The organism is Nocardia mikamii NBRC 108933 (genome assembly GCF_001613505.1).
In the GTDB taxonomy this organism is placed as follows: domain Bacteria; phylum Actinomycetota; class Actinomycetes; order Mycobacteriales; family Mycobacteriaceae; genus Nocardia; species Nocardia mikamii.
Genome location: NZ_BDCM01000012.1, coordinates 84878 through 107924, shown reverse-complemented (window position 1 = coordinate 107924; position 23047 = coordinate 84878). Strand labels below are relative to the sequence as shown.

At 69.6% G+C, this 23047-nt stretch carries 19 protein-coding genes; 16 read left to right on the top strand and 3 right to left on the bottom strand.

Annotation, left to right across the window (positions count from 1 at the left end; genetic code table 11):
* Positions 1-291 precede the first annotated feature (291 nt).
* Positions 292-2583 (top strand): RelA/SpoT family protein, encoded by a 2292-nt coding sequence (locus NMI01S_RS15340; protein ID WP_281186721.1) that lies wholly within the window; start codon positions 292-294, stop codon positions 2581-2583.
* Here NMI01S_RS15340 and NMI01S_RS15335 read toward each other — a convergent pair.
* Complete coding sequence (locus NMI01S_RS15335; protein WP_062997798.1) at positions 2559-3437, bottom strand: DMT family transporter; 879 nt, start codon at positions 3435-3437, stop codon at positions 2559-2561. The genes NMI01S_RS15340 and NMI01S_RS15335 overlap by 25 nt on opposite strands.
* Positions 3438-4354: 917 nt before the next feature.
* On the opposite strand from NMI01S_RS15335, the gene NMI01S_RS35325 reads away from it, so the two are divergent.
* The 14 genes from NMI01S_RS35325 to NMI01S_RS15255 all read left to right on the top strand — a co-directional run bounded on the left by NMI01S_RS35325 (position 4355) and on the right by NMI01S_RS15255 (position 19806).
* Positions 4355-5479 carry a DUF8176 domain-containing protein gene (locus NMI01S_RS35325; protein WP_062997792.1) on the top strand — a complete coding sequence of 375 codons (1125 nt, stop codon included), beginning with the start codon at positions 4355-4357 and terminating at the stop codon, positions 5477-5479.
* 13 nt (positions 5480-5492) lie between these two features.
* Complete coding sequence (locus NMI01S_RS15315; RefSeq protein ID WP_062997790.1) at positions 5493-6365, top strand: hypothetical protein; 873 nt, start codon at positions 5493-5495, stop codon at positions 6363-6365.
* Entirely contained in the window at positions 6362-7006 is a 645-nt protein-coding gene (locus NMI01S_RS15310) for a P-loop NTPase family protein (protein WP_062997788.1), read from the top strand. The genes NMI01S_RS15315 and NMI01S_RS15310 overlap by 4 nt, the downstream gene beginning before the upstream one ends.
* Before the next feature lie 106 nt (positions 7007-7112).
* A complete protein-coding gene (locus NMI01S_RS15305; RefSeq protein WP_030513931.1) occupies positions 7113-7409 on the top strand; it encodes a hypothetical protein in 297 nt (98 codons plus the stop codon).
* Positions 7406-7669 carry a hypothetical protein gene (locus NMI01S_RS15300; RefSeq protein ID WP_306304678.1) on the top strand — a complete coding sequence of 88 codons (264 nt, stop codon included), beginning with the start codon at positions 7406-7408 and terminating at the stop codon, positions 7667-7669. The genes NMI01S_RS15305 and NMI01S_RS15300 overlap by 4 nt, the downstream gene beginning before the upstream one ends.
* Before the next feature lie 99 nt (positions 7670-7768).
* Positions 7769-8602, top strand: a complete 834-nt coding sequence (locus NMI01S_RS15295; protein WP_062997786.1) for a DUF8175 domain-containg protein — start codon at positions 7769-7771, stop codon at positions 8600-8602.
* Positions 8603-8682: 80 nt separating this feature from the next.
* Positions 8683-10158, top strand: a complete 1476-nt coding sequence (locus tag NMI01S_RS15290) for a hypothetical protein (RefSeq protein WP_062998617.1) — start codon at positions 8683-8685, stop codon at positions 10156-10158.
* Positions 10155-11645, top strand: a complete 1491-nt coding sequence (locus tag NMI01S_RS15285; RefSeq protein WP_036502826.1) for an SCO6880 family protein — start codon at positions 10155-10157, stop codon at positions 11643-11645. Before NMI01S_RS15290 ends, NMI01S_RS15285 begins: the two co-directional genes overlap by 4 nt.
* Positions 11646-11651: 6 nt before the next feature.
* A complete protein-coding gene (locus tag NMI01S_RS35890) occupies positions 11652-14918 on the top strand; it encodes a hypothetical protein (protein ID WP_245716876.1) in 3267 nt (1088 codons plus the stop codon).
* Positions 14919-14953: 35 nt separating this feature from the next.
* Positions 14954-15223 carry a transposase gene (locus tag NMI01S_RS15275; RefSeq protein ID WP_227463133.1) on the top strand — a complete coding sequence of 90 codons (270 nt, stop codon included), beginning with the start codon at positions 14954-14956 and terminating at the stop codon, positions 15221-15223.
* A gap of 10 nt (positions 15224-15233) precedes the next feature.
* A complete protein-coding gene (locus NMI01S_RS15270; RefSeq protein ID WP_062997784.1) occupies positions 15234-16937 on the top strand; it encodes a peptidoglycan DD-metalloendopeptidase family protein in 1704 nt (567 codons plus the stop codon).
* Complete coding sequence (locus NMI01S_RS15265) at positions 16934-17554, top strand: hypothetical protein (protein WP_245716875.1); 621 nt, start codon at positions 16934-16936, stop codon at positions 17552-17554. The genes NMI01S_RS15270 and NMI01S_RS15265 overlap by 4 nt, the downstream gene beginning before the upstream one ends.
* Before the next feature lie 36 nt (positions 17555-17590).
* On the top strand, positions 17591-19423 hold the full coding sequence (locus NMI01S_RS15260; RefSeq protein WP_062997780.1) for a type IV secretory system conjugative DNA transfer family protein: 1833 nt from the start codon (positions 17591-17593) through the stop codon (positions 19421-19423).
* Entirely contained in the window at positions 19420-19806 is a 387-nt protein-coding gene (locus NMI01S_RS15255) for a DUF4913 domain-containing protein (RefSeq protein ID WP_245716874.1), read from the top strand. The genes NMI01S_RS15260 and NMI01S_RS15255 overlap by 4 nt, the downstream gene beginning before the upstream one ends.
* A 91-nt stretch (positions 19807-19897) precedes the next feature.
* Here the strand turns inward: NMI01S_RS15255 and NMI01S_RS15250 are convergent, their stop codons facing one another.
* Together NMI01S_RS15250 and NMI01S_RS15245 are read right to left on the bottom strand one after the other, a co-directional pair.
* On the bottom strand, positions 19898-20467 hold the full coding sequence (locus NMI01S_RS15250) for a hypothetical protein (protein ID WP_062997778.1): 570 nt from the start codon (positions 20465-20467) through the stop codon (positions 19898-19900).
* 199 nt (positions 20468-20666) lie between these two features.
* Positions 20667-21533 (bottom strand): peptidylprolyl isomerase, encoded by an 867-nt coding sequence (locus NMI01S_RS15245; protein ID WP_062997776.1) that lies wholly within the window; start codon positions 21531-21533, stop codon positions 20667-20669.
* Between the two features lie 165 nt (positions 21534-21698).
* Between NMI01S_RS15245 and hisS the strand changes: the two genes are divergently transcribed.
* Positions 21699-22976: a histidine--tRNA ligase gene (hisS, locus tag NMI01S_RS15240; RefSeq protein ID WP_062997774.1), complete on the top strand. Its 1278-nt coding sequence runs from the start codon at positions 21699-21701 to the stop codon at positions 22974-22976.
* The last annotated feature ends 71 nt before the right edge of the window (positions 22977-23047 follow it).

Genomic DNA, 23047 nt, shown 5'->3' with positions numbered 1-23047 from the left:
ACGGGGTGCGTCGAGCCGGACCGGTGCGCCCATGGGAAAACACCTACTAAAGTGGGTGTTCTGGGCTGTTGAAGCGGTCGGCTAGGGTGTGGCGATCGAGGCGTGAGAGGTGGTGGCATGACTCAGCATCTGGAGAAGGCGAATGCCGGGAATTCGGCGGCCGGTGATGCCGCGCCCGCTGCCGCACCGGCAACTCCGCCGGCCGCCCCCGCCGCGCCGCATCCCGCGGCGCCGAAGTCCGGCGCCGACCGAGACGGTCAGCCGCAGGCCGCGTCCCCGTCCCCGCGCAACATGCCGATGAAGCAGCCGGGTGCACCGGCCGCGGTGCCGAGTTCGGCCTCGCGGCGGGTGCGGGCCCGGCTGGCCCGCCGGATGACCGGGCAGCGGGGTATCGCCGCGGTCAAGCCGGTGCTGGAGCCGCTGGCGACCGTGCACCGGGAGCTGTATCCCAAGGCGAATCTGCAGTTGCTGCAGCGCGCCTTCGACGTGGCCGACGAGAAGCACTCCCACCAGTTCCGCAAGTCCGGCGACCCGTACATCACCCACCCGCTGGCGGTGGCCAACATCCTCGCCGAGCTGGGGATGGACACCACCACGCTGGTGGCCGCCCTGCTGCACGACACCGTCGAGGACACCGGCTATTCGCTGGACGAGCTGACCGCGGATTTCGGATCCGAGGTCGCCCATCTCGTCGACGGCGTGACCAAGCTGGACAAGGTCAACCTGGGCGCGGCCGCGGAGGCCGAGACGATCCGCAAGATGATCATCGCGATGGCCCGCGATCCGCGGGTGCTGGTGATCAAGGTCGCCGACCGGTTGCACAATATGCGCACGATGCGCTTCCTGCCGCCGGAGAAACAGGCGAAGAAGGCGCGAGAGACGCTGGAAGTCATTGCGCCGCTGGCGCATCGGCTCGGTATGGCCACGGTCAAATGGGAGCTCGAGGATCTGGCGTTCGCGATCCTGCACCCGAAGAAGTACGACGAGATCGTGCGGCTGGTGGCCGACCGCGCCCCGTCCCGCGACACCTATCTGGCGCGGGTGCGGGCCGAGATCGTGAACACCCTGGCCGCGAGCCGGATCAACGCCATCGTCGAGGGCCGGCCCAAGCACTACTGGTCGATCTATCAGAAGATGATCGTCAAGGGTAAGGATTTCGACGACATCCACGACCTGGTCGGCATCCGGATCCTGTGCGACGAGGTACGCGACTGCTACGCCGCGGTCGGCGTGGTGCATTCGCTGTGGCAGCCGATGGCGGGCCGATTCAAGGACTACATCGCCCAGCCGCGCTACGGCGTGTACCAGTCGCTGCACACCACGGTGGTGGGCCCGGACGGCAAACCGCTGGAGGTGCAGATCCGCACCCAGGACATGCATCGCACCGCCGAATTCGGCATCGCCGCGCACTGGCGCTACAAGGAGACCAAGGGTAAACATTCCGGCGACGCCACCGAGGTCGACGATATGGCCTGGATGCGGCAGCTGCTGGACTGGCAGCGGGAGGCCGCGGACCCCGCGGAGTTCCTGGAGTCGCTGCGGTTCGACCTGAAATCCCCGGAGATCTTCGTGTTCACGCCGAAGGGCGATGTGATCACGCTGCCGCAGGAATCGACCCCGGTCGACTTCGCCTACGCCGTCCATACCGAGGTCGGCCACCGCTGCATCGGTGCGCGGGTCAACGGCAGGTTGGTGGCGCTGGAACGGCAGCTGGAGAACGGTGAGGTCGTCGAGATCTTCACCTCGAAGGCGCAGAACGCCGGTCCGAGCCGGGACTGGCAGAACTTCGTGGTGTCGCCGCGGGCGAAGGCCAAGATCCGGCAGTGGTTCGCCAAGGAACGTCGCGAGGAGGCGCTGGAGGCCGGTAAGGAGCAGATCTCCAAGGAAGTCCGCCGCTCCGGCCTGCCGCTGCAGCGGCTGATGAGCGTGGACGCGATGTCCGCGCTGGCGCACGAGCTGCACTATGCCGACATCTCCGCGCTGTACGCGGCGGTGGGGGAGAACCAGGTCTCGGCGCATCACGTCGTGCAACGCCTGATGGCGCAGCTCGGCGGCGTCGGCGACGTGGAAAACGAACTGGCCGAACGGAGTACGCCGTCGACGCTGCCGGCGCGGCAGCGCACCATCGGCGACGCCGGCGTCGAAATCCCCGGCGCCCCCGGGACGGTCGCGAAGCTGGCCAAATGCTGCACCCCGGTGCCGGGTGACGAGATCATGGGCTTCGTGACTCGCGGTGGCGCGGTGAGCGTGCACCGGACCGACTGCACGAACGCGGATTCGCTACGCGCGCAACAGGAACGGATCATCGAGGTCAAGTGGGCGCCGTCGCCGTCGTCGGTCTTCCTGGTGGCGATTCAGATCGAGGCACTGGACCGCACCCGGCTGCTGTCGGATGTGACCAAGGTGCTGGCCGACGAGAAGGTCAACATCCTGTCCGCGTCGGTGATGACCTCCGGTGACCGGGTGGCGATCAGCAAGTTCACCTTCGAGATGGGCGATCCGAAGCATCTCGGGCATCTGCTGAACGTGGTCCGCAACGTGGAGGGCGTCTACGACGTCTACCGGGTGACCTCGGCAGCCTGATCCGCCGGCGGCAGTTCGGCCTGGGCTCGCGACAGCTGGACCGCGGCCACGCACATCACCAGCACCGAGGCGATGACGACGACCGTGCCGGCCGTACCGGTCCGCAGTCGCTCGTCCAGCACGGTGAGACCGAGGAACGCGGCGCCGAGCGGTTCGGCGACGGTGAAGGCCGGTAGCGAGGCCGACAGTGCCCCGACCTGGTAGCCGCGCTGTTGCAGATAGAGCCCCACGATGCCCGCGGCGACCAGGGTGTACGTCTGCCAGTTGGTGAGCGCCGTGGTGAGACCGCGTCCGAACAGCTGGATGACGTGCTGGGTGAGCGCGGCGGAAACGCCGAACAGTAGACCGGCCGCGGCCCCCAGCATGAGTGCCTGCAATCCGGTTACCCGGATCACCACCGCGACAACGACCGCCGCGGCGATCACGCCGAGAACCAGAATCAGCGGCCACATCCAGGTCGACCACGGCGCGTCGGAGATGCCCTCGGTGGGATCGCCGACGACGAGGAAGCAGGCCAGCGCGGCCGAGAGCGCGACCGCGTGCGCCCACATGACCGGCGTGACCGGGCGGCGGCTGTAGTGCGCGGCCAGCGGTAACGCGAAGACCAGTGCGGTCACCAGAATCGGCTGCACGATCAGCACCGACCCCAGCGCCAGCGCCACGACCTGGAACACGAAGCCGCCGGCGTCACCGATGATGCCGGCCCACCAGCGCGGATTGCGAACGAGCTGGGCTACCAGCGCATCACCGGCCGGCACGTCGGCCGCCGCGCGTTGCTGGGCGACCGCCGACACGGCGAACAGCACGGCGCCGAGGAAGGCGCAGACGACCGCGGCGACGGGAAAGTTGCTCACTCGATCAGTGTGCCGCCCGCGATCGGGGGCCACAGCATCGGGATCGGTGTACCGATCCGAGGCGGGGTGATGCGGGGCCGGTGAAAGGGCCGGAGGACCGCGATACCGGCGAATTCACCGGCATCGAGCGGTGCGGTCCATCCGGATAGCCGGAATGCCTGTGAGCGAGCGAATGGCAATTGTTCGGCAACATATTTCGCGGCGGTATCCGGAGTCGCGACGAGTTGGCTTCGGCCAAGCGTGAATTGCGCGTTCGCCGCGATGTTGCCGAGCCTCCCGAAGGCTGTCCGCCCCGGTCGGCCGACCGGCCCGCGGCGAATCCTTCGCGCAGGTAGGAAGGTTCGGGGACCGCGATCGCGGATGTGTTCGGGCACCGACGGAGGGCCTGCACTCCGAGCCGGATTCTGTTACGGTTTATTGCGTTTCGGGGCGCGCGCGATGTTCGGCGACAACTCGAATCCACACCATGATCGCCGGACGGGTCGCAGTGGCACTCGACCCTCAGAACTGTTGCAGACAGCGGGTTTGAAGGGGGTCAGATCATGCTGACCGTGCTGACATGCTCGGCGGCGACCGTACCGGTCGCCTCGGGCCTCCGCCGCGGATGCGGCGCACCCACATCCGCGGCGGCCCTCGATCGGGCGTTCGAGATACCCCCGTTCACACCCCTTGACCTGCGTGGATGTGGTATCGCCCGAATCTCGGCGGCGTCGGACGGCGCGTCGAGTTCGCCGAATTCGTCGGGTACGGGACAATTTCCGTTCGGGAAGGGCCTCGGTGACGCCGCACCCGGTGGTGTGCCGTTGGCGTCGTCCCAAGGCGGTACCGCTGACAACAACTACCCGTTCTCCACGAACTGATCGCCGAGAGGGTCCGACGATGCTGCACGACGTGCCCGGCTCCGCGGGGATGAGGGAATGTTGAAGCCGTACAAAGAGGTCCAACGGTGGTTCCCGGCGCTGGAACCCGAACACGCCGTGCCCGCGGCCGCGCCGGGGGAATCCGACGCCGTCGACGACGAGGCGGAACCTGGAGCGGCGCGGTATCCGCACTACATCCGCGACACCGAGCCCGAACCGTTCGACATTCCGTTCGCCGACGAACCGGCCACGCGACGCAGCGAATTCGTCGGGGGCTGGACCGACTGGGTCGGCAGCCACGCGCCCGGGCCCGACGACGACTATCCCGTCCACGAGGGTGAGGTGCTGCGCCTGCCCCGCGACGCCGAGACCGGCGAGGGCCGGGCCCGTGGCCGCCGCCGGACGCGGGCGGCCGGTGCCGACGGCGACGATGCGGAGGGATCCGGGGCGCGTTCGCCGGTGGACGATTCCGACGAGCGCGACGACGTGGACACACCCGAGTGGATTCTGCCGCCCCGGCGCGAGCACGGCGACGGCGCGGGCCGGATCGTGCGCCGCGCCCCGGGCCCGGCCTCTCCGGCCCTGCGCGACTACATCCGCCCGAGCCGGTTGCGTGTCGCGCTCGTCTTGGCGGTAGCCGTGTTATTGCTGGTGGTCGCAGGCGGTTTCGCGCTGTACCTACTGCGCTCCGGCGACGACGGTAAACAGTCGATGGCGCCGCTGCCGGTACGGCCGGCCGTGGGCGACGAGGCTCCGATGCTGCGGCTCACCTCGGCGTTCGGCGCCGATTCCGGCGCACGGGTGGGTTCGGCGGCGCACTGCCCGACCGAACGGTCCGCGCGCGTGGTGCGCGGCGCCGAGGTCGGCGGCACCGATTCCGGGCCGGACGCGATCATGTGGTTCCAGCACGCCTTCTACGTCGAACGCTCGGCCGAGCGAGCGCGCGAGGTGGTGGCACCGAACGCGGCGGTCTCGCCGGCGCCGGTGATCCAGCGCGGCATCGCCTCGGTGCCGCTGGGCACCGAGTATTGCGTGCGGGTGGTCACATTGGACGAGAACAGGTATTCGGTGGAGGTGACCGAACGGCGGCCGGGCGCGACCCCCGCCACCTACGACAAGCAGTTGGTGACCACCGCGGTGGTCGGCGGCCGCACCCTGATCACGGGCATCACGGCCGGGTAAGAGGAGAGCTGAGATGGGACAGGACTGGAGCCGATGGCTCGACGAGACGTCCGACGCGGACGTCGCGGCGAGCTCGCGACCGCGTGGACGGGCGCCGGTGGTCCGGTTGCGCAAGGGTCGCCGTGACGACGGCGAGGGTGGCGGCCTGCCGCGCCCGATTCTGGTCGTCGGCGGCTGCGGTGGGGCTGGAACCACCACCACCGCCCTGGGACTCGCGGGCGAACTGGGCGCGGAGGCCGCGGCGGTGGCCGTCGACGCCACCGTCGCCGGCAGCGACCTGGCCCTGCGCGGCGCCGACGAACATCTGAGTCCGATCAGTCTGCAGCAGTGGCTGTACGGCCGCGGTGACGACGAGCCGGCGCCGCTGAAGGAATGTCTCTCCCAGGCGAGCTCCGGTATCGGCCTGCTGTGGCGCGACGCCTCCCCGCTGCGCCGCCGTGCCACCTATCTGACGGTGGCCCGGGCCGTCGCCGACGCCGGCTACACCCCGGTGTACGACGGCGGCAGCCCGATCGCCGCCCGTCAGCTGCGGCCGCTGCTCGAGGACGCGGAAGTGGCTCTGGTGCTGTCGATTCCGGCTCGCGCCGACGCCGCCAATCGTTTGCGGGTCACCCTCGAATGGCTCGACGACGAGTTCGGCGGCCACGCCGAGGGGCAGGGCGGCGGCATCGTCGGTGACACCACCATCGTGATCTCACATCAGTTGCCCGGCAACGACTCTCGCGTGGCCGATCACCTGCGCGAACATCTCACCGGCTGGGTCCGCGACATCCGCGAGATCCCCTACGACACCCACCTGGCGCGCGGAGAGCTGGTGCGCCACAACGCACTCGACGCCGAAACCCGGAGGGCGTACCGGCGGCTGCTGAGTGGGATGGCATCATGACCGCGGCCATGAAGGAACCTCGCTCCTCCGAAAACCCGCCTGCGGCAGGCGTTGTCGCACCGGCGGAGTCTCGTCGCGCGCCCATCTGGGACCGCCCGGTGCCCGGCGCCGGACGGGCGCCGCTGGTGTGGTTGCTGGGCGTGCACGGCGGCGCGGGAGCCAGTACCCTCGCGCATGTGCTTGCGCCTGCGGCGGATTCGCACCGGCGCTGGCCCGGTGTGTTCGAACGCGAATCACCTTTCGTGGTGCTGGTCGCCCGCGAGACCATCGCCGGGCTGACCCGCGCCCATGATCTGCTGCGCCAGCACCGGGCCGGACTCGCCGGGCCGAGCGAGGTGCTGGGCCTGGTGACCGTGGCCGCGCGCCCGGGCCGGATCCCGGCCGAGATCCGGCGCTACCGCGACGTGGTCGGCGCACTGGCCGGACAGGTGTGGCAGATGCCCTGGATCGAGGAGTGGACGCTGGTCGAACCCGACCAGCTGCCGGTGTGGTCGCCGAGCGACCCGCCGCCACAGCAGCGCAAGCGCAAACTCGATCCGCTGCAAGAAGTTCCGCACGAGGTGGACGCGCTGGGAATGAGCATCGTCGACCTGGTGCGGGAGACGGTCGGCGCCGGTTCGCAACAGGAGGAGCAACGATGATCGTGCCCGGACGTTGTGCTGCCACGACCACGCCGACAGCTGTTTCCGACGGTGTACCTCCGGTACCCGGCTTTGTATTCCGATCACCTATTGAGAAGGACGCTCGATGAGTACCATCCTGGCCGCTGTACACGAGACGTACGGCGTTGTTCTCGCTCAGGTCGGGAATCCGACACCCGAGACGCCGCCGGCCGCCGACAAGCTGATGAAACTGGTGCGCTACTTCACGTGGTTCGTGCTGCTGTCGGGCATCCTGGGCATCACCTACGCCGGTGGCCGCTTCGCGTGGGAGAAGTGGACCGGCGGCGGGCTGGAATCGCCGAAGATGGTGGCGGGCGCCATGATCGGCGGCATCGTCGCCACCAGTGCGGGCACGATCATGAACGCAGTCATCGGATCGTGAGGGGCGCCGCGATCGTGCTGGCCTACAAGCAGATGCCCGCGGACGTGATCGAACCGATCATGCAGCTGATCAACTGGTTACTGTGGTGCGTGCTGTTGCTGTGCCTGGCCTGGATGATCATCTCCGCGGGCCGGCTGTGGTCGGCGATGCGCGACGACATGGCCGTCAACGACGCCTCGCACGGCATCGTGATGAGCCTGATCGGCGCCATCGTGGCCAGTTCGGCAAGTGCGATCGCATTGACCCTGCTTCCTGCGTGAGCCGGTGACAGATTTCCGCATGCCCGCCGATGACACCACGGCGACAACCACATTCGACGAAACGACATCCGACGACGACCCGCGACGGGAGGTGACGGTATGAGCAACAAGGACACCTACGACGAGCGCAGCGGCATCTCCTTCGGTGTCATCGTCTCCGCGGCCGTGATCGCCCTGATCGTGATCGTCGGCGTCTTCGTCTACGTCGGCCGTGACACCTCCTCGTCCGATGCCCGGAAAGCGGATCCGCCGCCCTCGCCCGTCGCGGGCTCGGGCGCGACCGGATTCGCCGAACCCGATACGGATCTGTTCCGTCGCCGCGTCGATATACCCAACAATCCCGCGGGACAACCACTTCCGCAGAATCCCGCACAGCAGCACGACTCGTCGGATCCGGACTGGCTGACCGCGGCACCCGCCGGCACCACCGAACCACGTGGCTGGCAGCGGGTCTACGGCGCCTCGGTGCCGTTCTCCACCAGCGACGGTCCGACCCGGATCGACGACAAGGGACTGGCCGTCGGCTATTCCCACACACCGCAGGGGGCGGCATTGGCGGCGGCGCAGATCACCTATCGGCTCAACGCGCGGCCCGGAGACCGGGATCTGTACGTGCGTCAGGTGCGGGTCTCGGCTCAGCAGGTCGCGGCCTACGACAAGGCGCGCGGTGACGGCAAACTGCCCGACCAGCAGCCGGCCCGGATCACCAAGTACCTGGTCGCCCCCGACGCGTTCCAGATCGAGAACTACGCCGACGATATGGCGATCGTGCGGCTAGCCGCCCGCGGGCCGGTCAACGACGGCAAACAGGTGTGGGCGGCGATCCGGCTGGTCATGGTGTGGGACAACGGGGACTGGCGGCTCAAACCCACCGACAGCAGAGCCACGCCGAGCGAATACGTCGACACCCTGCAGGGGTGGACCCGATGGTGAGCACAGCGATTTCGAGAAAGGCACGAGAGTCAGCCGATGGTCCGGATCGATTCCCTGCGACGCATCGAGGAGTGGATCTCATGGTGAGGCGCATCGTCACGATCCTCGCGGTCGTGTTCACCGTCATGATCGCGACCCCGACGGTGGCCTACGGGCAGACCTACGGATTCGACCAGACCTGTAACGAGATCCACGACGATCTCGACGGTCTGGGCCTGCCCGGCGTATCGCTCGGCGACGCCGCCTCCGCGGCGTGCAAGGCCGGTAATGCCGCCACCCATCCCGGTGACGCCGCGAACGCGGTGAAGGACAAAGCGTGGGATTCCACCTTCGGCAAGGTGGTCGACTCGCTGATGAACGGCCTCGGCGAGGCGTTGATCCTGGCGCTGACCTTCTGGATGAAGGTGCCCAACGATCGCATCAGCGACGGCGGAGCGCTGTTCCAGAAGATCAACGACTACACCTATCAAGCGCAGATCCTGCTGCTGATCGTGTCGGTGATCCTGTCCGGCGCCAGACTCGCCGAAGCCAGACGCGGTGCGGCACTGAGCGAGGCCGCGGAATCGTTCCGGATGTTCGCCCGGGTGATCTTCAGTTCGTGGATGCTGGGCGCCGTCGTGGTCGCGGGTACGCAGGCCTCGGATCGCTTCTCGCAGTGGGTGATCGAGGACGCCACCAACGGCAATGCCCGTAGCCTCGCCGAGTTGATGGTGAAAACGTCCAAGCTGCAAGCGTTTTCGCCCGGCCTGGTGCTGATCATCGCGATCGTCGGCCTGCTCGGCGCGCTGGCGCAGATCGTGCTGGCCATCGTGCGCCAAGGCTTGCTGGTGGTGGCCGCCGGCGTGCTGCCGCTGGCCGCGGCGGCGTCGGGCACCAGTACCGGGCGGCAGGCCTATCCGAAGCTGATCGGCTGGATCATCGCCTTCATGCTGTGGAAACCGGTGGCCGCGATCGTGTACATGATCGCCTTCGTCGCCGCCGGTGACACCAACTCGACCACGCCGACCTCGGGCCTGCCCGACGCGGATCAAGCGCAGCGGATGCTGGTGGCCATCGTGCTGCTGTGCAGTGTGGCCTTCGTCCTGCCCGCGCTGATGCGACTGGTCACCCCGGCGGTGGCGATCGTCGGCAGCGGCGGCTCGGGTCTGGCCGCCACCGGTGGTCTGCTGCTGGGTGCGGCGGCGCTGGGCGCGGTCGGCACCAAGGCGGTCGGAGTGCGCGGCCAGGCGGCGGCCGGGGCACCGGGATATGTGGGCCGCAACGGCGGTCAGCGTCCGCCCGGCGGTACCGGTCGCGGCGGCAGTCCCCGGCCCGTTCCGCCGCGCGGCCCGCGCCCGGGCGGCGGTGGCGGGGGCCAGCAGGCGCCCGCGAGTCCACGCGCGCCCGGCGGTGCGGCGGCGGTACCATCCGGCGCGTCGCGAGCCATGAACAACATCGCGACGGCCCGGGCCGCGGGCGCGCATCTCAACCGCGCCGACGATGCCATGGGCGATATCGCCGGTGACCGCTGGGCCAACCGCGCACCCGACCTCGGCAGGAGCACCATTCCGCGATGACGACGACCGACACCTACGAGCGCCGCTCGTACGGGCTGTGGCAGAAGCCCCGCAGCGCAGGCCTTTTCGGGTTGCGCTGGGGGGAGACGGTGCTCGGCTTCGTCGTCGTCATCACCGCCCTGATGACGGCACTGGTCGCCGGGCCGAAACCGGCGCTGTTCGTCGCGATCATCGGTCTGGTCGTGATGGTTCCACTGGTGTGGCGGACGGGGGGCCGCTCCGGTTACGAGACGGGATTGATGATGTTCCATTGGTTGCGCGGCCGCAGCAAGGGCGAGCACGTCTATCGCGGCGGCCGGTTCTCCCGCATTCCCGGCGGCGTCGCGCGCCTGCCCGGACTGATGGCGCCCTCGCGGCTGTACGAGGGAATCGACGCCGGTGGCTACAGCTTCGGCATGATCCATCTGCCGCAGTTCGCGCAGTACACGGTCGTGCTCCGGGCCTGGCCGCAGGGCCACGAGGCGGTCGACCAGCCGGTGATCGATCGGTGGGTGTCCGCCTGGGGCACCTTCCTGGCCTCGCTGGGCCAGACCTCCGACATCGTCGCGGTGGTTCCGGTGATCGACACCGTCCCGGAGACCGGAAACCGTTTGCTCACCGAGGTTTCCACGATCACGCGGCCGGAATCGCCGGCGCTGGCACAGCAGGTGATGTACGAGCTGGCGACCGAATTGCCGCAGGAGCGTGTGCAATTGCTGCCGCGGGTGGCGCTCACGTTCAAGGCCACCACCGCCGAACGACGCAAGAATCCGGCCGAGGAGGCCGTCGAGATCGGCCGCCGGTTGCCGGGGATCTGCGCGGCGCTGGCCGAAGCGGGCGTGCGAGCGCAGCCGATGTCGGCCGACGAGGTGATCTCGTTCATCCGCCGCAGCTACGACCCGGCCGCGCAGGCCGATCTGGAAGTGGCCGCCGGTGAGATCGGCGGGCACGGGCTGGATTGGGCCGACGCGGGCCCGATCTCGCACGAGGAACGCTGGGATCAGTTCATCCACGACGGCGGTCGCTCGGTCACCTGGGAGATGGACGCCGCACCCGAGGGCGCGGTCGACGAGCGGGTGCTGCAGCGGCTGCTGGCGCCGAATCCGGAGGTGCCGCGCAAGCGGATCGCGATCGTCTACCGGCCGCATTCGGCCGCCGACGCCGCCGAGATCGTGGACGACGACTACAAGAACGCGCTGGTCGCGCAGCAGAGCGAACGGGGTGTGGTCTCCGCCTCGGCGACGCTGCGGGTCGGCGCCACCCAGCAGGCGCGCGAGGAACAGGCGCGCGGCCACGGCGTGACGCGGTTCGGCGCGCTCGTCACCATCACCGAACCGCTGCGCGGTGATCTGCCGCGGATCGAAGCGATTACCCGCGACCTGTCCACACAGGCCCGGTTGAAGATCCGGCGTTGCTACCGCTACCAGGCGGCGGCCTTCGCGGCCTCACTCGGCTGCGGGGTGATCCTGCCGGAACACGCGAGTATTCCCAAGGCATTGGCGGGGTGAGCGCAGATGGCAGGTGAGCACGAGCCACCGGTCCGCTACCGGGGCGAACCACCGCGCTACAGCGAGCGGGTGGTGGATCCGGAGAACCCGGTCCAGGCCCGGCCGCGCACGCGCACGGCCCACGACGACGAGTGGGGCGTCGAAGCCTACGCGCCCGGCCTGCCCCGCTCGGAATACGGTGGCGCACCTGCCGATTGGGACGACGTACCGCTGCGGCCGGCGCGGCGGCGAGCACGACGCGAGGAGGGCGAAAGCGCCCGCCCGGACGCCGCTGCGCCGCCGGAACGCGGTCGTGCGACGGGGCACTCGCGCACGGGTGCCGGTGTCGACGGTGCGGGACGCACCCGAGGCGCCGCGGCTCCCCGGCGGGAGACCGACCGGCGCCCGGCGCCCGAATCGGGTGCGGGCGAGGGTGCGCGCTCCGCGCGGAATACCGAATACGATGCGCCGCAAGGCCGTTCGGGCCGTGATCGGATCTCCGGCGAGCGTGGCTCGGGAAGTCCGCGCCGGCGCGGTGACGATGCGGCGAGGCCCGCATCCGGCGGCGGTGAGCCTTCGATGCGGCGGGCCGAGCCGGAGCCCGGCCGCCGTCGTCCGGCGAGCGGAGACCGGGACGGATCGGTCGGGCGCGACGAGAACCGTCGCGGGGCGAGCGGCGCCCGCGGCCGTGCGGGCGGGGACGCGATCGAGTCCGAGCGGAACCGGGGCGGCCGGTCGACGCCGGAATCGGCACGCGAGCGGTCCTACGGCGGGCGGGACATCGAACGGTCGAGTACGCACTCGCGCCGCGATGCCGAATCGGACGGTGGTCCGGCGCCGCGAGCGCAGAGCCGGACCGCGGGCGCGGAGGACAGCGCAGATCGCGAGAGCCTCGGTGCCGACCGCGGTACGGTGCCGCCACCGGCACCGAACGGCCCTCGACAGCAGGGGGCCGATACGGCCGACGGGCCGGCCCCGGCCGGAGCGGCTCAGCCGTCGGCCGGTGGGACGGACTCGCCGACAGTGCCGCGCCCGACGCCGAGCCGTCACGACTCGCCGGACCGGGGTGCGGATCTCGTGGACGGCGACCGCGCCGCTCGGGCCGAGCAGGCTCAGCGGGACGGCTCGCCCGGAGACGTGTCCGAATCCGCACGCTCCGGCGGTGAGACGGCTTCCACGCCGGACGTCGCCGACGACGATGCGGCGCACAGTGATTCGGCCGGGGCACGTACCCGGCGCCGGGTGGGCGGGCCGGAGGACCGGTCCGACGATCGAGAGATGTCCTATGCGCATGGCACCCCGCAACCGGCCGAACTGCCGGCCGGATTCGACCAGGTATCGCCCGAGACGCGCGGAGGGCGCTACATGACCGGCGACCACGAGCCGGCGCCGCGGCGGAGTACGCGTACCGAATACGGCGCGGGAACGGCGCGCCGGCGCGCGGAGACACCACCGGCCCGGCGCACGGGCCGGGGGCAGCGCACGCTGCGCGATCGCAACGGCTCGAAAATGGCCTCGTACGAACAGCTGTCGCGAGCGTCCCGATCGGAGGCCGAGGCGGGCAACCGGCGGGATCGGCGCAGCAAACCGGTCAAGAAGAAGAATCAGGGCCCGCCCCTGCTCGACGATGCGGCCCGGGCGCGGCTGGAGGCGGTGGCCCGCGAGGGCGCCGGATTGCGCGCCGCGTGGGCGGCGTTCCGGATCCGCACCGACGACCTGCGCCGTGTCAACGCCGCGGCCCGCATCGAATCGGTCGTCGAGGACGGATTCGACCGCGGCACGGCGCAATTGACCGATCGCGGCTATGTCGGCGCCGGCGGCGGCAGGATGAACGTGGTGGGCCGCCCGGTCGAATACCGCGCCACCACAGCGCAGGTCGCCGGGCTGTGGCCATGGTCGGTCGGCGCCGGCGCCCCGCTGATCGGCACCCCGCTCGGCTCGCATCTGCACACCGGGGCGCCGGTGTGCTTCGACCCGATGAACTGGTTCATGCGCGGCAGCTTCATCACCGCGCCGAGCCTGTTCGTACTGGGGCTCAACGGTTTCGGTAAATCCTCGCTGGTGCGCCGCATCGTGCTCGGCGGTGTCGCGCAGGGGATCACGCCACTGATCCTGGCCGATGTGAAACCGGACTATCGCAAGCTGGTGGAGATGGTCGGCGGGCAGGTCATCGACCTCGGCTACGGCCACGGCAAATTGAATCCGCTCGCGGGCGGTGTGCTCGGCTCGATCGTCCCGCTGCTGGATGACCTCCCCGCGCTGCAGTTGCAGGTGACCCAGGAACTGCGGGCCCGCCAGGTCACGTTGATCGCCGGTCTGGTCGAACTCGTGCGTGGCGCCCGGGTGCGCGACTACGAGGAGACCTTGATCTCCACGGCGCTGCGCATCCTGTACCGCGAGGGCAGCGGCTTCGCGCCGGAATCACCGCCCATCATGGAGGATCTGCTCGAGGTGGTGGTCGGCGGCGGCCAGGAGCTGATGCTCGACGCCGGCGCCGACAACACCGAGGAATACCACGAGGCCACCAAGGGCTTGCGGCGGTCGCTGCGGGCGCTGACCCAGGGGCCGTTCGGTGCGGTCTTCAACGGTCAGACCACCACGCCGATCGACACCTCCGCGGTCGCGGTCTGCATCGACGTCTCGCACATCCCGACCGGGGACAAGAAGCTCAAAGCCGGTGTGATGCTGGCCTGCTGGGCCGACGGGTTCGCCTCGGTGGAGGCCGCGCACGTCCTCGCCGACGGCAAACTGGGGCCGCAGCGGTACTTCCAGGTCGTCATGGACGAGCTGTGGCAGGTGCTGGGACTCGGTGACTTCATGGTCGACCGCGTCGACGAACTGACCCGACTGCAGCGCGGTATGGCGACCTCGCTGATCATGATCAGCCACACCATCAAGGACCTGCAATCGCTGGGATCCGAGGCCGCGATCGCCAAGGCGCTGGGCTTCCTGGAACGCGCGCGCGCCAAGATCTTCGGCGCGCTGCCGCCCGAGGAGATCAACCGCCTGGACTCGACGATCCCGTTCACCTCCGCCGAGGAGGAGATGGTCACCGGTTGGTCGGCCCCGCAGGCGCTGACCGGAGAGGCGCTCAAACCGGGGCAAGCCCGCCCGCCCGCGCCCGGCACGGGAAAGTTCCTGCTCAAGATCGGTGAGGATCGCCGCCCCGGCATCCCGTTCCACATGGAGTTCACCGTGTCGGAAAAAGAGAGCGGAATCCACGAGACCAACCAGCGTTTCAGCGAATTCACCGAATCCACGGCCCGGCGGGGCGACGAGGGGAGTGCCGCGTGATGCCGCACAGGTCATACCGGAGAGTGTCGCCGCAGGTGCGGAAGGCGGCGGTGGAACAGGTCGTCGCGCTCACCGACAAACTGCGCAGCGAGTCGGAGGCCTGCCGGGTCGTCGCCGAACAGATCGGCGTGCATACCAATTCGGTGCGCAACTGGGTGCGTGCCGCGGAGGGACCCAGCCTGGAACGGATGGACGCCGTGGCCCTGCGCCGCAAAGTGGCGCTGCTGCAACAGCAGTTGGCGGCCGCGGCGGAAATGAATCGCACCCTGGTGGAAACCCTGAACGAAACCCGCCGCGCGACATGACGGGTGCGCGGTGAACGCGAAAACCCTCACCGCCCTCGTGCTCGGCGGTGTCGTCTCTCTGATCACTCTCGTGGTGGTGATCGTGCTGCCCTCCTCGGAGGATCCGTGCGCCGATCAGCCGACCGCGCCCGGTTCGGGACTGCCGGACACCTCCGGCGCGCCGTGGGCGGCGCCCGCGACGGAGTCGGGTTCCACCACGCCGACCGCGACGACCGGCCCGCGCGGCTCGACCTCGGCTACCCCCAGCGTGGCGGATGTCCCTGCGGCACAGGTGAATCCGGGTGTGGCGGGCGCGCCGTCGCCGGCCGCGGGGATCGCGCCGATCCGGCGCACCTGGCCGCTGCCGGGCGGATCGTTCACGGTGTCGGACACGTTCGGCGCCCGCGGCGGCACCCATCTCGGTGTGGATCTGGCCGCGCCGGACGGCACCCCGGAGTTCGCGGTGGCGGACGGTGTCGTCGTCGCCGCCGGTCCGGCCTCGGGTTTCGGCAACTGGATCGTGATCGACTCCGTCGACGTCAACGGCCGTCCCTTCTCCGCCGTCTACGGCCACGAGTGGGCGAGCGGGGTGAAGGTGCGGGTCGGGCAGCGGGTGCGGGCCGGTCAGGAGGTCGGCGCGGTCGGATCGGCGGGCGAATCCACCGGTCCGCACCTGCATTTCGAGATCGTGCCCGGCGGGCGCCTGACAGGCGGGCACCAGATCGATCCGCTGCCATGGCTCGACGGCGCGTTGACGCCCAGCGGCGGCGGCGCCTTCCCCTATTCGGCGAACCCGCTGTGCAGCCGCGGATTCGGCAGCGCCGGCGGTGCACTCGCCGACGGCAAGGTGCCGCCGGAGCTCGAAATCTGGTATCGCCGTGCGGGTTCGCTGTGCCCGGAGATCGCGGCGTCGGTGCTGGCGGCCCAGGGCCGTCAGGAATCCGGGTTCCAGCGCGGGCTCACCTCGCCCGCCGGCGCCGAGGGACTGGCCCAATTCCTGCCCACCACGGCCCGGGCCACCGATCCCGACGACGGACGGCCGTACCTGCTCGACGCGGACGGCAACGGGCAGGCGAGCCTCTGGGACGACGGCGACGCGATCATCGCCCAGGGACGCTACATGTGCTCGATCGCCCATCAGGTCGAGCGGTGGATCGGTGAGGGCAAGGTGCACGGCGATGTGGTGCCGCTGTCACTGGCCGCCTACAACGCCGGCGAGGGTGCGGTCCTCGCCTCGGGCGGGCTGCCCAATCAGGTGGCCGCGCACTTCTCCGAAACCCGGCCCTACGTCACGAATATCCTCGCCATGGAGGCGCAGTACCGGGCGCCCGGATCGATGGGCCGATTCCAGCCCGGCCACGGTTCGGCGGGCGCCGACATCCTCGCCGCGGCCCAGCAGTGGATGGGCACCCCGTACGTGTGGGGTGGCGGTGGTCCGCAGGGACCGACCGGCGGTGGACTGGACGGGCCCGGCTTGACTTCGGCCGCGGTGTTCGCGGCCTCCTCGGGCGCGAAGACGTTGCCGCAGACCGCGGAACAACAGTGGGAGGCGGGTGCCGAGGTGCCGATGCGCAACGCCCAGCCGGGCGATCTGGTGTTCTCTCGGTTCGGGTTGCGCGGCCCGGCCGAGGTCGGCATCTACGCCGGCAACGGCCGGATGATCCGTGCCGGCGACCCCTCGGGTGTGAGCGAGGCGCCCGTCCCCGGTGACGCGCGGTTACGGAGGGTGTTGTGACGGCACGACGCGGTGCGGGACCGATAACCTGGAGACAGCGCCCGGCGTTCCGGGCGCCGGGCCGCCGACCTACGGCACGGGCCGTCTACGCGAACCTGGTGGTGATGCTGGTGGTGAGCGTCGCACTGCTGTCCGGTTGCGCGGGAGGGAGCGAGCAGGCCGAACCACCGGCATCGGCCACGTCGACGCCGCGTCAGCTCGAGGCCGCCCCGGCACCCGATCCCGGCACGCCCGACGGTGTCGCCGTCGCCGCGCTGCGCGAGATCTTCACCTGGTATCCGGCCACCGAGGCGCAAGGAGCGTCGTTGGCCCGGGCGCGGAAGTGGCTGGGCCCCAGCCTGCTTCGCACACTCGACGCGCCGCCGGGCGAGGAGACTCCGAAACCGACACTGCGCTGGGCCGAATGGGGGCGTTCGGGCGTGCGCGTGGAGGCCTTCACCTTCGCCTCCGGCGAACAGGCCCCGGGCAACGGCGATTCGGACCACCAGCAGTTCAAGATCGGTATCGAGCAGACCGCCGTGCACTCCGACGGTTCCCGCGAGACGCTACCCCCCACGACGGTGATCGCCACCGTCGTCCGCACCCCCGACGGCTGGCGGCTCGACGGATTCCGTTGAGCCACGGCTACATACTCGGTCACCTCAGGAGGCGAGATGGCGAAGAAGGTGAAGGACCCGGCCGATCCGGGACCGGACCTCGCCCTGTATCTGATCTACATCGGTTTCGCGGTGGTCGGCACCCTCTGGGTCGCACTGCATGTGGGCAACAAGCTGTCGACGGTGCCCCAGGACGTACCGATCAATCCGATCGCCTGCATCGCGAAGATCGCTCGCGGACAGCTGGAGTGGCCGACCGCCTCGACGGTGATCGTGCTGCTCGTCGTGCTGGTCGTCGCCGGCATCGTGTTCGTGCGGCGGGAGATGAAGAAGCGCCGCAGTCGCGGGAAGCTGCCCGTCGACGACAAGGCCCAGTACATGGGCAGCGGCGGGGCGATCGCGGCCCTCACCGAAGCCGGGGTCAGGGAGAAGGCTCAGCAGCTGGGAGTGCGGCTCGGCTACGAGGATTCGCCCGGCGTGCCGATCGGTGTCGGGGTGGTCGACGGTGTGATGCTGTTCGGCTCCTACGAGGATCTGCATCTCGACATCTGGGGTCCGCGCCAGGGTAAGACGACCTCTCGCGTGATTCCGGCGATCCTGTCGGCGATCGGCCCCGTGCTGGTGACCTCCAACAAACGCGATGTGGTCGACGCGACCCGAGATGTGCGGGAGGGCAAGGGGTCTCGTGCCTTCGTCTTCGACCCGCAGGGTGTCGCGGGGGAGACGCACGCCACCTGGTACTGGGATCCGCTGGGCTGGGTCGACGCCCGGCACGAGGGCTGTGAGATGCGCGCGGCCCGGCTGGCCGGCCATTTCGCCGATGCCGAGGACAGCGACGGCACTCCCGACAGCTACTTCGACCCCGAGGCCGAAGATCTGCTCGCCGGCCTGTTCCTCGCCGCGGCCGTGGCGAACCGGCCGATCACCCAGGTGTGGGAGTGGGTGACCGATCCGAGCAATACCGAATCGGTGCAGTTGTTGCGCGCCGCCAGCCACCACCTGGTCGCCTCCGGCCTCGCGCAGCAGTACAACACCGCCGAACGCGTCCGCGACAGCATCTTCGGCACCGCGAAGAAGATGGTGCGCTGCCTGAAACTGTCGAACGTGCACCAGTGGGTCACACCCGGCGGTGACCGCTACCAGTTCGACGAATGGGATTTCCTGGACCGGAATTCGACGCTGTACTGCCTCTCGCTGGAGGGACGCGGTTCGGCGGGTCCACTGGTCAGCGCCCTCACCGAAGCCGTCGTCGACGTCGCGATGCGCAAGGCGACCCACGAGCACATGGGCCGGCTGTCCATTCCGCTGCTCGCGGTGCTGGACGAGGCGGCCAATATCGTGCGCTGGAAGGATCTGCCGAAGCAGTACAGTCACTTCGGATCTCGCGGCATCGTCGTGATGACCGTGCTGCAGTCCTGGGCCCAGGGCGTGCGGTGCTGGGGGCAGGCCGGGATGGAGGCGCTGTGGGCGGCGGCCAATATCAAGGTCCTAGGCCCCGGAATCGACGATATGGCCTTCCTGGCCGCACGCTCGGAGGCGATCGGCGACTACGACTCCATCTCGTCGTCGGTCTCGGAATCCAAAGGCGGCAAGAGTTATTCGCGTTCGCTGGGGTCGTCGCGGACCCTGAATCCGAACGCACTGGCGACCCTGCCGCGCGGGCGGGCCGTGGTGTTCTCCTCGGGTGCGCCGGCGGTGCTCGTGCGCACCGTGCCGTGGTGGGAAGGGGAGTACGCTGCCGAGGTGCGCAAGTCGATCGAACAGCATGATCCGCAGCGCCGCACCACCATGAGTGATCTCGTGGGCGAGCGGACGGTCCTCGACGGCGGGTCGACGCCCGGTGAGCCGCCCGCGACCTACGGACAGCCCGAGGAGGTTCGCCCGCTGTGAACGACCAGCCCCAGGACATGATCTACTCGAACGTGGTCGAGTTCGTGGAGAACTACCTCAGCCTCATCTATCGGCGTCAGGTCACCGATCTCACCGATACGGTGTGGTGCCCCGAATGGTGGAAGCACGCCGAGGCGGCAATGCGACTCGAAGCCCTGTGGCGCGCATGGGAATACCTGCGCCAAGACCCGCAGACGGGCATGAGCGTGTGGTTCCTGGACCACGCCGACCCGCATATGGGGCGGCTGTTCGATCCGCGCGGGCCGTTCAAGTACTGCAGTGTGCGCAACGGTCACAAGGATATGCTCAGCCCCCTCCCGCTCACCCCGCCGCAGCAGGGCATGTTCGGCGAACCGAGCAAGGCCGATCCGAACAAGGGCTGATCCGCGACCTGTCTCCGCGACGTCGACGGTGTCCGAAAACGACTGTGCCGCCGCCCGTTCCGGGTCGGCGGCACAGTTGTGAGCGGGGCGTTCAGCGGGAGCGGTCGCGGCGTTCGCGTTCGCGCATCCGCTCGTCGTGTTCCCGCGCCCGGGTGACCCGCGGCGGTTCCTCCGGCCGGGTGCGGACCGCGGCCTGCGGCGGCTGCGCCTGACTGACATCCATCAGCATGCGCACGGCCGCCAATTCCGGCGCCACGCCGACGCGGGACAGATGGGCGGCCAAGGCCTGCCGCCGCTCGGGAGAGTCGTAGCGGGTCAGTTCGCGTTCACGTGCCTTCTGCCGGTCGGCGGCGACGCGGGCGCCGCGCGCCACCCGGGAGTGTTCCAGGCCCTTCTCCAGCGAGATACCGCGTTCCAGAGCGGGACGCTCGAGCATCCGGGCCAATTCCAGGTTGCGCGGATCCTTCGCCTTGGCTTCGCGGGCCTCGCGCAGCAACCGCTCGCGGGTCTCCTTGACCCGCTCCTGGGTGACCTTCACGCGCGCTTCGGCTTCGCGCTGACCACGTTCGCGGGTGCGCAGTGCGACCAGTGTCGCAAGCTGCAACATTTGCCTCATCAAAGCCGCTGTCTCGCGGCCGATGTCGTCGAGTTCCTCGGCCATTGCCTGCTCCCCGATGCTGCAGTTGTCTCTGTGGACGATTCTGATGCTTCGTATCGGACTCCGCCACACGAACGGTCGATTCGCCGTGGCGGCGCCCCACCTTCAGCGCAGTCCGTTCTACGAGATTACCAGCGCGGAGCAGGGCAGCCTAACCCCGGATCCGGTCCATCGCAGGCGGATCCGGGGCCGCGCCGGGGGCTCAGCTCAGTTGCATCGTCTTGACGGTGACCGGCTGCTTCGGCGCGCCGTCGCCGGTCGACGGATCCTCCACGCCGTCCTTGGCGATGGCGTCGAGCGTCTCGAGCCCGGCCTCGTCGACGGTGCCGAAGATGGTGTACTGCGGCGGCAGCTGGGAATCGCCGTACACGAGGAAGAACTGGCTGCCGTTGGTGTCGGGGCCGCTGTTGGCCATCGCCACCACGCCGCGCTTGTACTGCACCGGAACGCGCTGCGCGGTGGGGTCGCCGGGGGCGAATTGGTCGGTCGGGTATTCGTTGGGGAAGGCATACCCCGGCCCGCCGTTGCCCTGACCGCTGGGATCGCCGCACTGCAGCACTTTCAGGCCCTCGCCCGTGGTCAGGCGGTGGCAGGGGGTGCCGTCGTAGAACTTCTGCTGCACCAGGCTGACGAAACTGTTGACCGTGCAGGGGGATTCACCCGCGTTGAGCGAAATGCCGATCGGACCGCGGTTGGTGTCGATGGCGACCTTGGGGGAGCCGGCGGTCGAGACCTCGGTCTGCTCGGGCTTGTGCACCGGTTTGGCGGCCTGGCCACCATCGGTGTAGGCGCAGCTCACCGTCGCGGTCTTCGGCTTGGCCTCCGGCGGGGCAGCGGCCTGCGGCGTGGACGACAGCGAGGCGTCGGGGGTCTTGGCTGCGGCGTTGGGGGTGTCGTCGCCGCGGGTCAGGTAGTAGATCCCGACGCCGGCCGCGACGACCACGACCACACCGAGCGCCGATCCGGCGATCGCCAGCTGCTTACGCTTGCGCGCACGCTGCGCCTGTCGCTCCAGTCGGCGTTCCAGCTTGCGCTTGGCCGCCGCTCGTCGCTGTTCGTTGGTCGGCACTACCCGGTCCTCCCGTGTCGGTTGCGTATCGGCATAAGAGTGTGCCATCACTTCCTGAGACGACCCCTAACTTCCCCGGATCGTTCCGTACAATTGCCCAGCTCGGCCCTGTGGACGGAGAACCGGTTGGACTTGCCGCGTGCGGGTGGGGGAAACTGGACCATTGTGACCAAGACCAGCAGCTTCACCGCCCCGAAAGGGATTCCGGATTATGTGCCGCCCGCCTCGGCGGAGTTCGTCGCCGTACGGGACGGACTCGTGCGCGCCGCGCGACTGGCCGGATACGGGCATGTGGAGTTGCCGGTCTTCGAGGACACCGCGCTGTTCGCGCGCGGGGTGGGCGAATCGACCGATGTGGTCACCAAGGAGATGTACACCTTCGCCGACCGCGGTGAACGCAGTGTGACCCTGCGGCCGGAAGGCACCGCGGGCGTCATGCGGGCGGTGATCGAACACGGGCTCGACCGCGGCCAGCTGCCGGTCAAGCTGTGCTATTCCGGCCCGTTCTTCCGCTACGAGCGGCCTCAGGCCGGTCGCTACCGGCAGTTGCAGCAGGTGGGCGTGGAGGCGATCGGCGTCGATGATCCGGCGCTGGACGCCGAGGTGATCGCCGTCGCCGACGCGGGCTTCCGGTCGCTGGGGCTCGAGGGCTTCCGGCTCGAGATCACCTCGCTCGGCGACGAGACCTGCCGGCCGCAGTATCGGGAACTTCTGCAGGAATTCCTGTTCGCGCTGCCGTTGGACGAGGACACTCGCCGGCGCGCCGAGATCAACCCGCTGCGGGTGCTCGACGACAAGCGCAAGGAGGTCCGCGCCCTGACCGCCGACGCGCCGTTGATGCTCGACCACCTCTCCGACTCCGCGAAGGCCCACTTCGAGCAGGTGCTGGGCCACCTGGACGCGCTCGGCGTGCCGTACGTGATCAATCCGCGCATGGTGCGTGGCCTGGACTACTACACCAAGACCACCTTCGAGTTCGTCCACGACGGCCTGGGCGCGCAGTCCGGTATCGGCGGCGGTGGCCGCTACGACGGACTGATGGCGGAACTGGGCGGGCAGCCGCTGTCCGGGATCGGGTTCGGGCTCGGCGTCGACCGCACCATGCTGGCGTTGCAGGCCGAGGGCAAGAACGCGGGTGAACCGGCGCGGGTCGACGTTTTCGGCGTGCCGCTGGGGGAGTCCGCGATGGCCCGGCTGGTCGTGCTCGCGGCAGAACTGCGGGCGGCCGGAATCCGGGTCGACCTGGCCTACGGTGGGCGCGGCGTGAAGGGCGCGATGAAGGCGGCCGACCGGTCCGGCGCGGCGTTCGCCCTGGTCCTCGGCGACCGTGATCTGGCCGACGAACAGGTGGGCCTGAAGGACCTCGGCTCCGGCGACCAGCGTCAGATCCCGCTCGCCGAGGTCGTGGCGCAGGTGTCGGCGGCGCTGGCCGGGCAGCGGTAGTACGGTCCGAGCATGTCTCGAATTCCGTGGCGCGCATCGGTTTCCGGTCAGCGGCCCGTCCGGCTCGGCGC

Excerpts from the sequence above, each read along its gene's own strand:
- NMI01S_RS15340 (WP_281186721.1), top strand. The coding sequence starts at position 292 with ATGCCGATGAAGCAGCCGGGTGCACCGGCCGCGGTGCCGAGTTCGGCC.
- NMI01S_RS35325 (WP_062997792.1), top strand. The coding sequence starts at position 4,355 with ATGTTGAAGCCGTACAAAGAGGTCCAACGGTGGTTCCCGGCGCTGGAA.
- NMI01S_RS15315 (WP_062997790.1), top strand. The coding sequence starts at position 5,493 with ATGGGACAGGACTGGAGCCGATGGCTCGACGAGACGTCCGACGCGGAC.
- NMI01S_RS15310 (WP_062997788.1), top strand. The coding sequence starts at position 6,362 with ATGACCGCGGCCATGAAGGAACCTCGCTCCTCCGAAAACCCGCCTGCG.
- NMI01S_RS15305 (WP_030513931.1), top strand. The coding sequence starts at position 7,113 with ATGAGTACCATCCTGGCCGCTGTACACGAGACGTACGGCGTTGTTCTC.
- NMI01S_RS15295 (WP_062997786.1), top strand. The coding sequence starts at position 7,769 with ATGAGCAACAAGGACACCTACGACGAGCGCAGCGGCATCTCCTTCGGT.
- NMI01S_RS15290 (WP_062998617.1), top strand. The coding sequence starts at position 8,683 with ATGGTGAGGCGCATCGTCACGATCCTCGCGGTCGTGTTCACCGTCATG.
- NMI01S_RS15285 (WP_036502826.1), top strand. The coding sequence starts at position 10,155 with ATGACGACGACCGACACCTACGAGCGCCGCTCGTACGGGCTGTGGCAG.
- NMI01S_RS35890 (WP_245716876.1), top strand. The coding sequence starts at position 11,652 with ATGGCAGGTGAGCACGAGCCACCGGTCCGCTACCGGGGCGAACCACCG.
- NMI01S_RS15260 (WP_062997780.1), top strand. The coding sequence starts at position 17,591 with ATGGCGAAGAAGGTGAAGGACCCGGCCGATCCGGGACCGGACCTCGCC.
- NMI01S_RS15250 (WP_062997778.1), bottom strand. The coding sequence starts at position 20,467 with ATGGCCGAGGAACTCGACGACATCGGCCGCGAGACAGCGGCTTTGATG.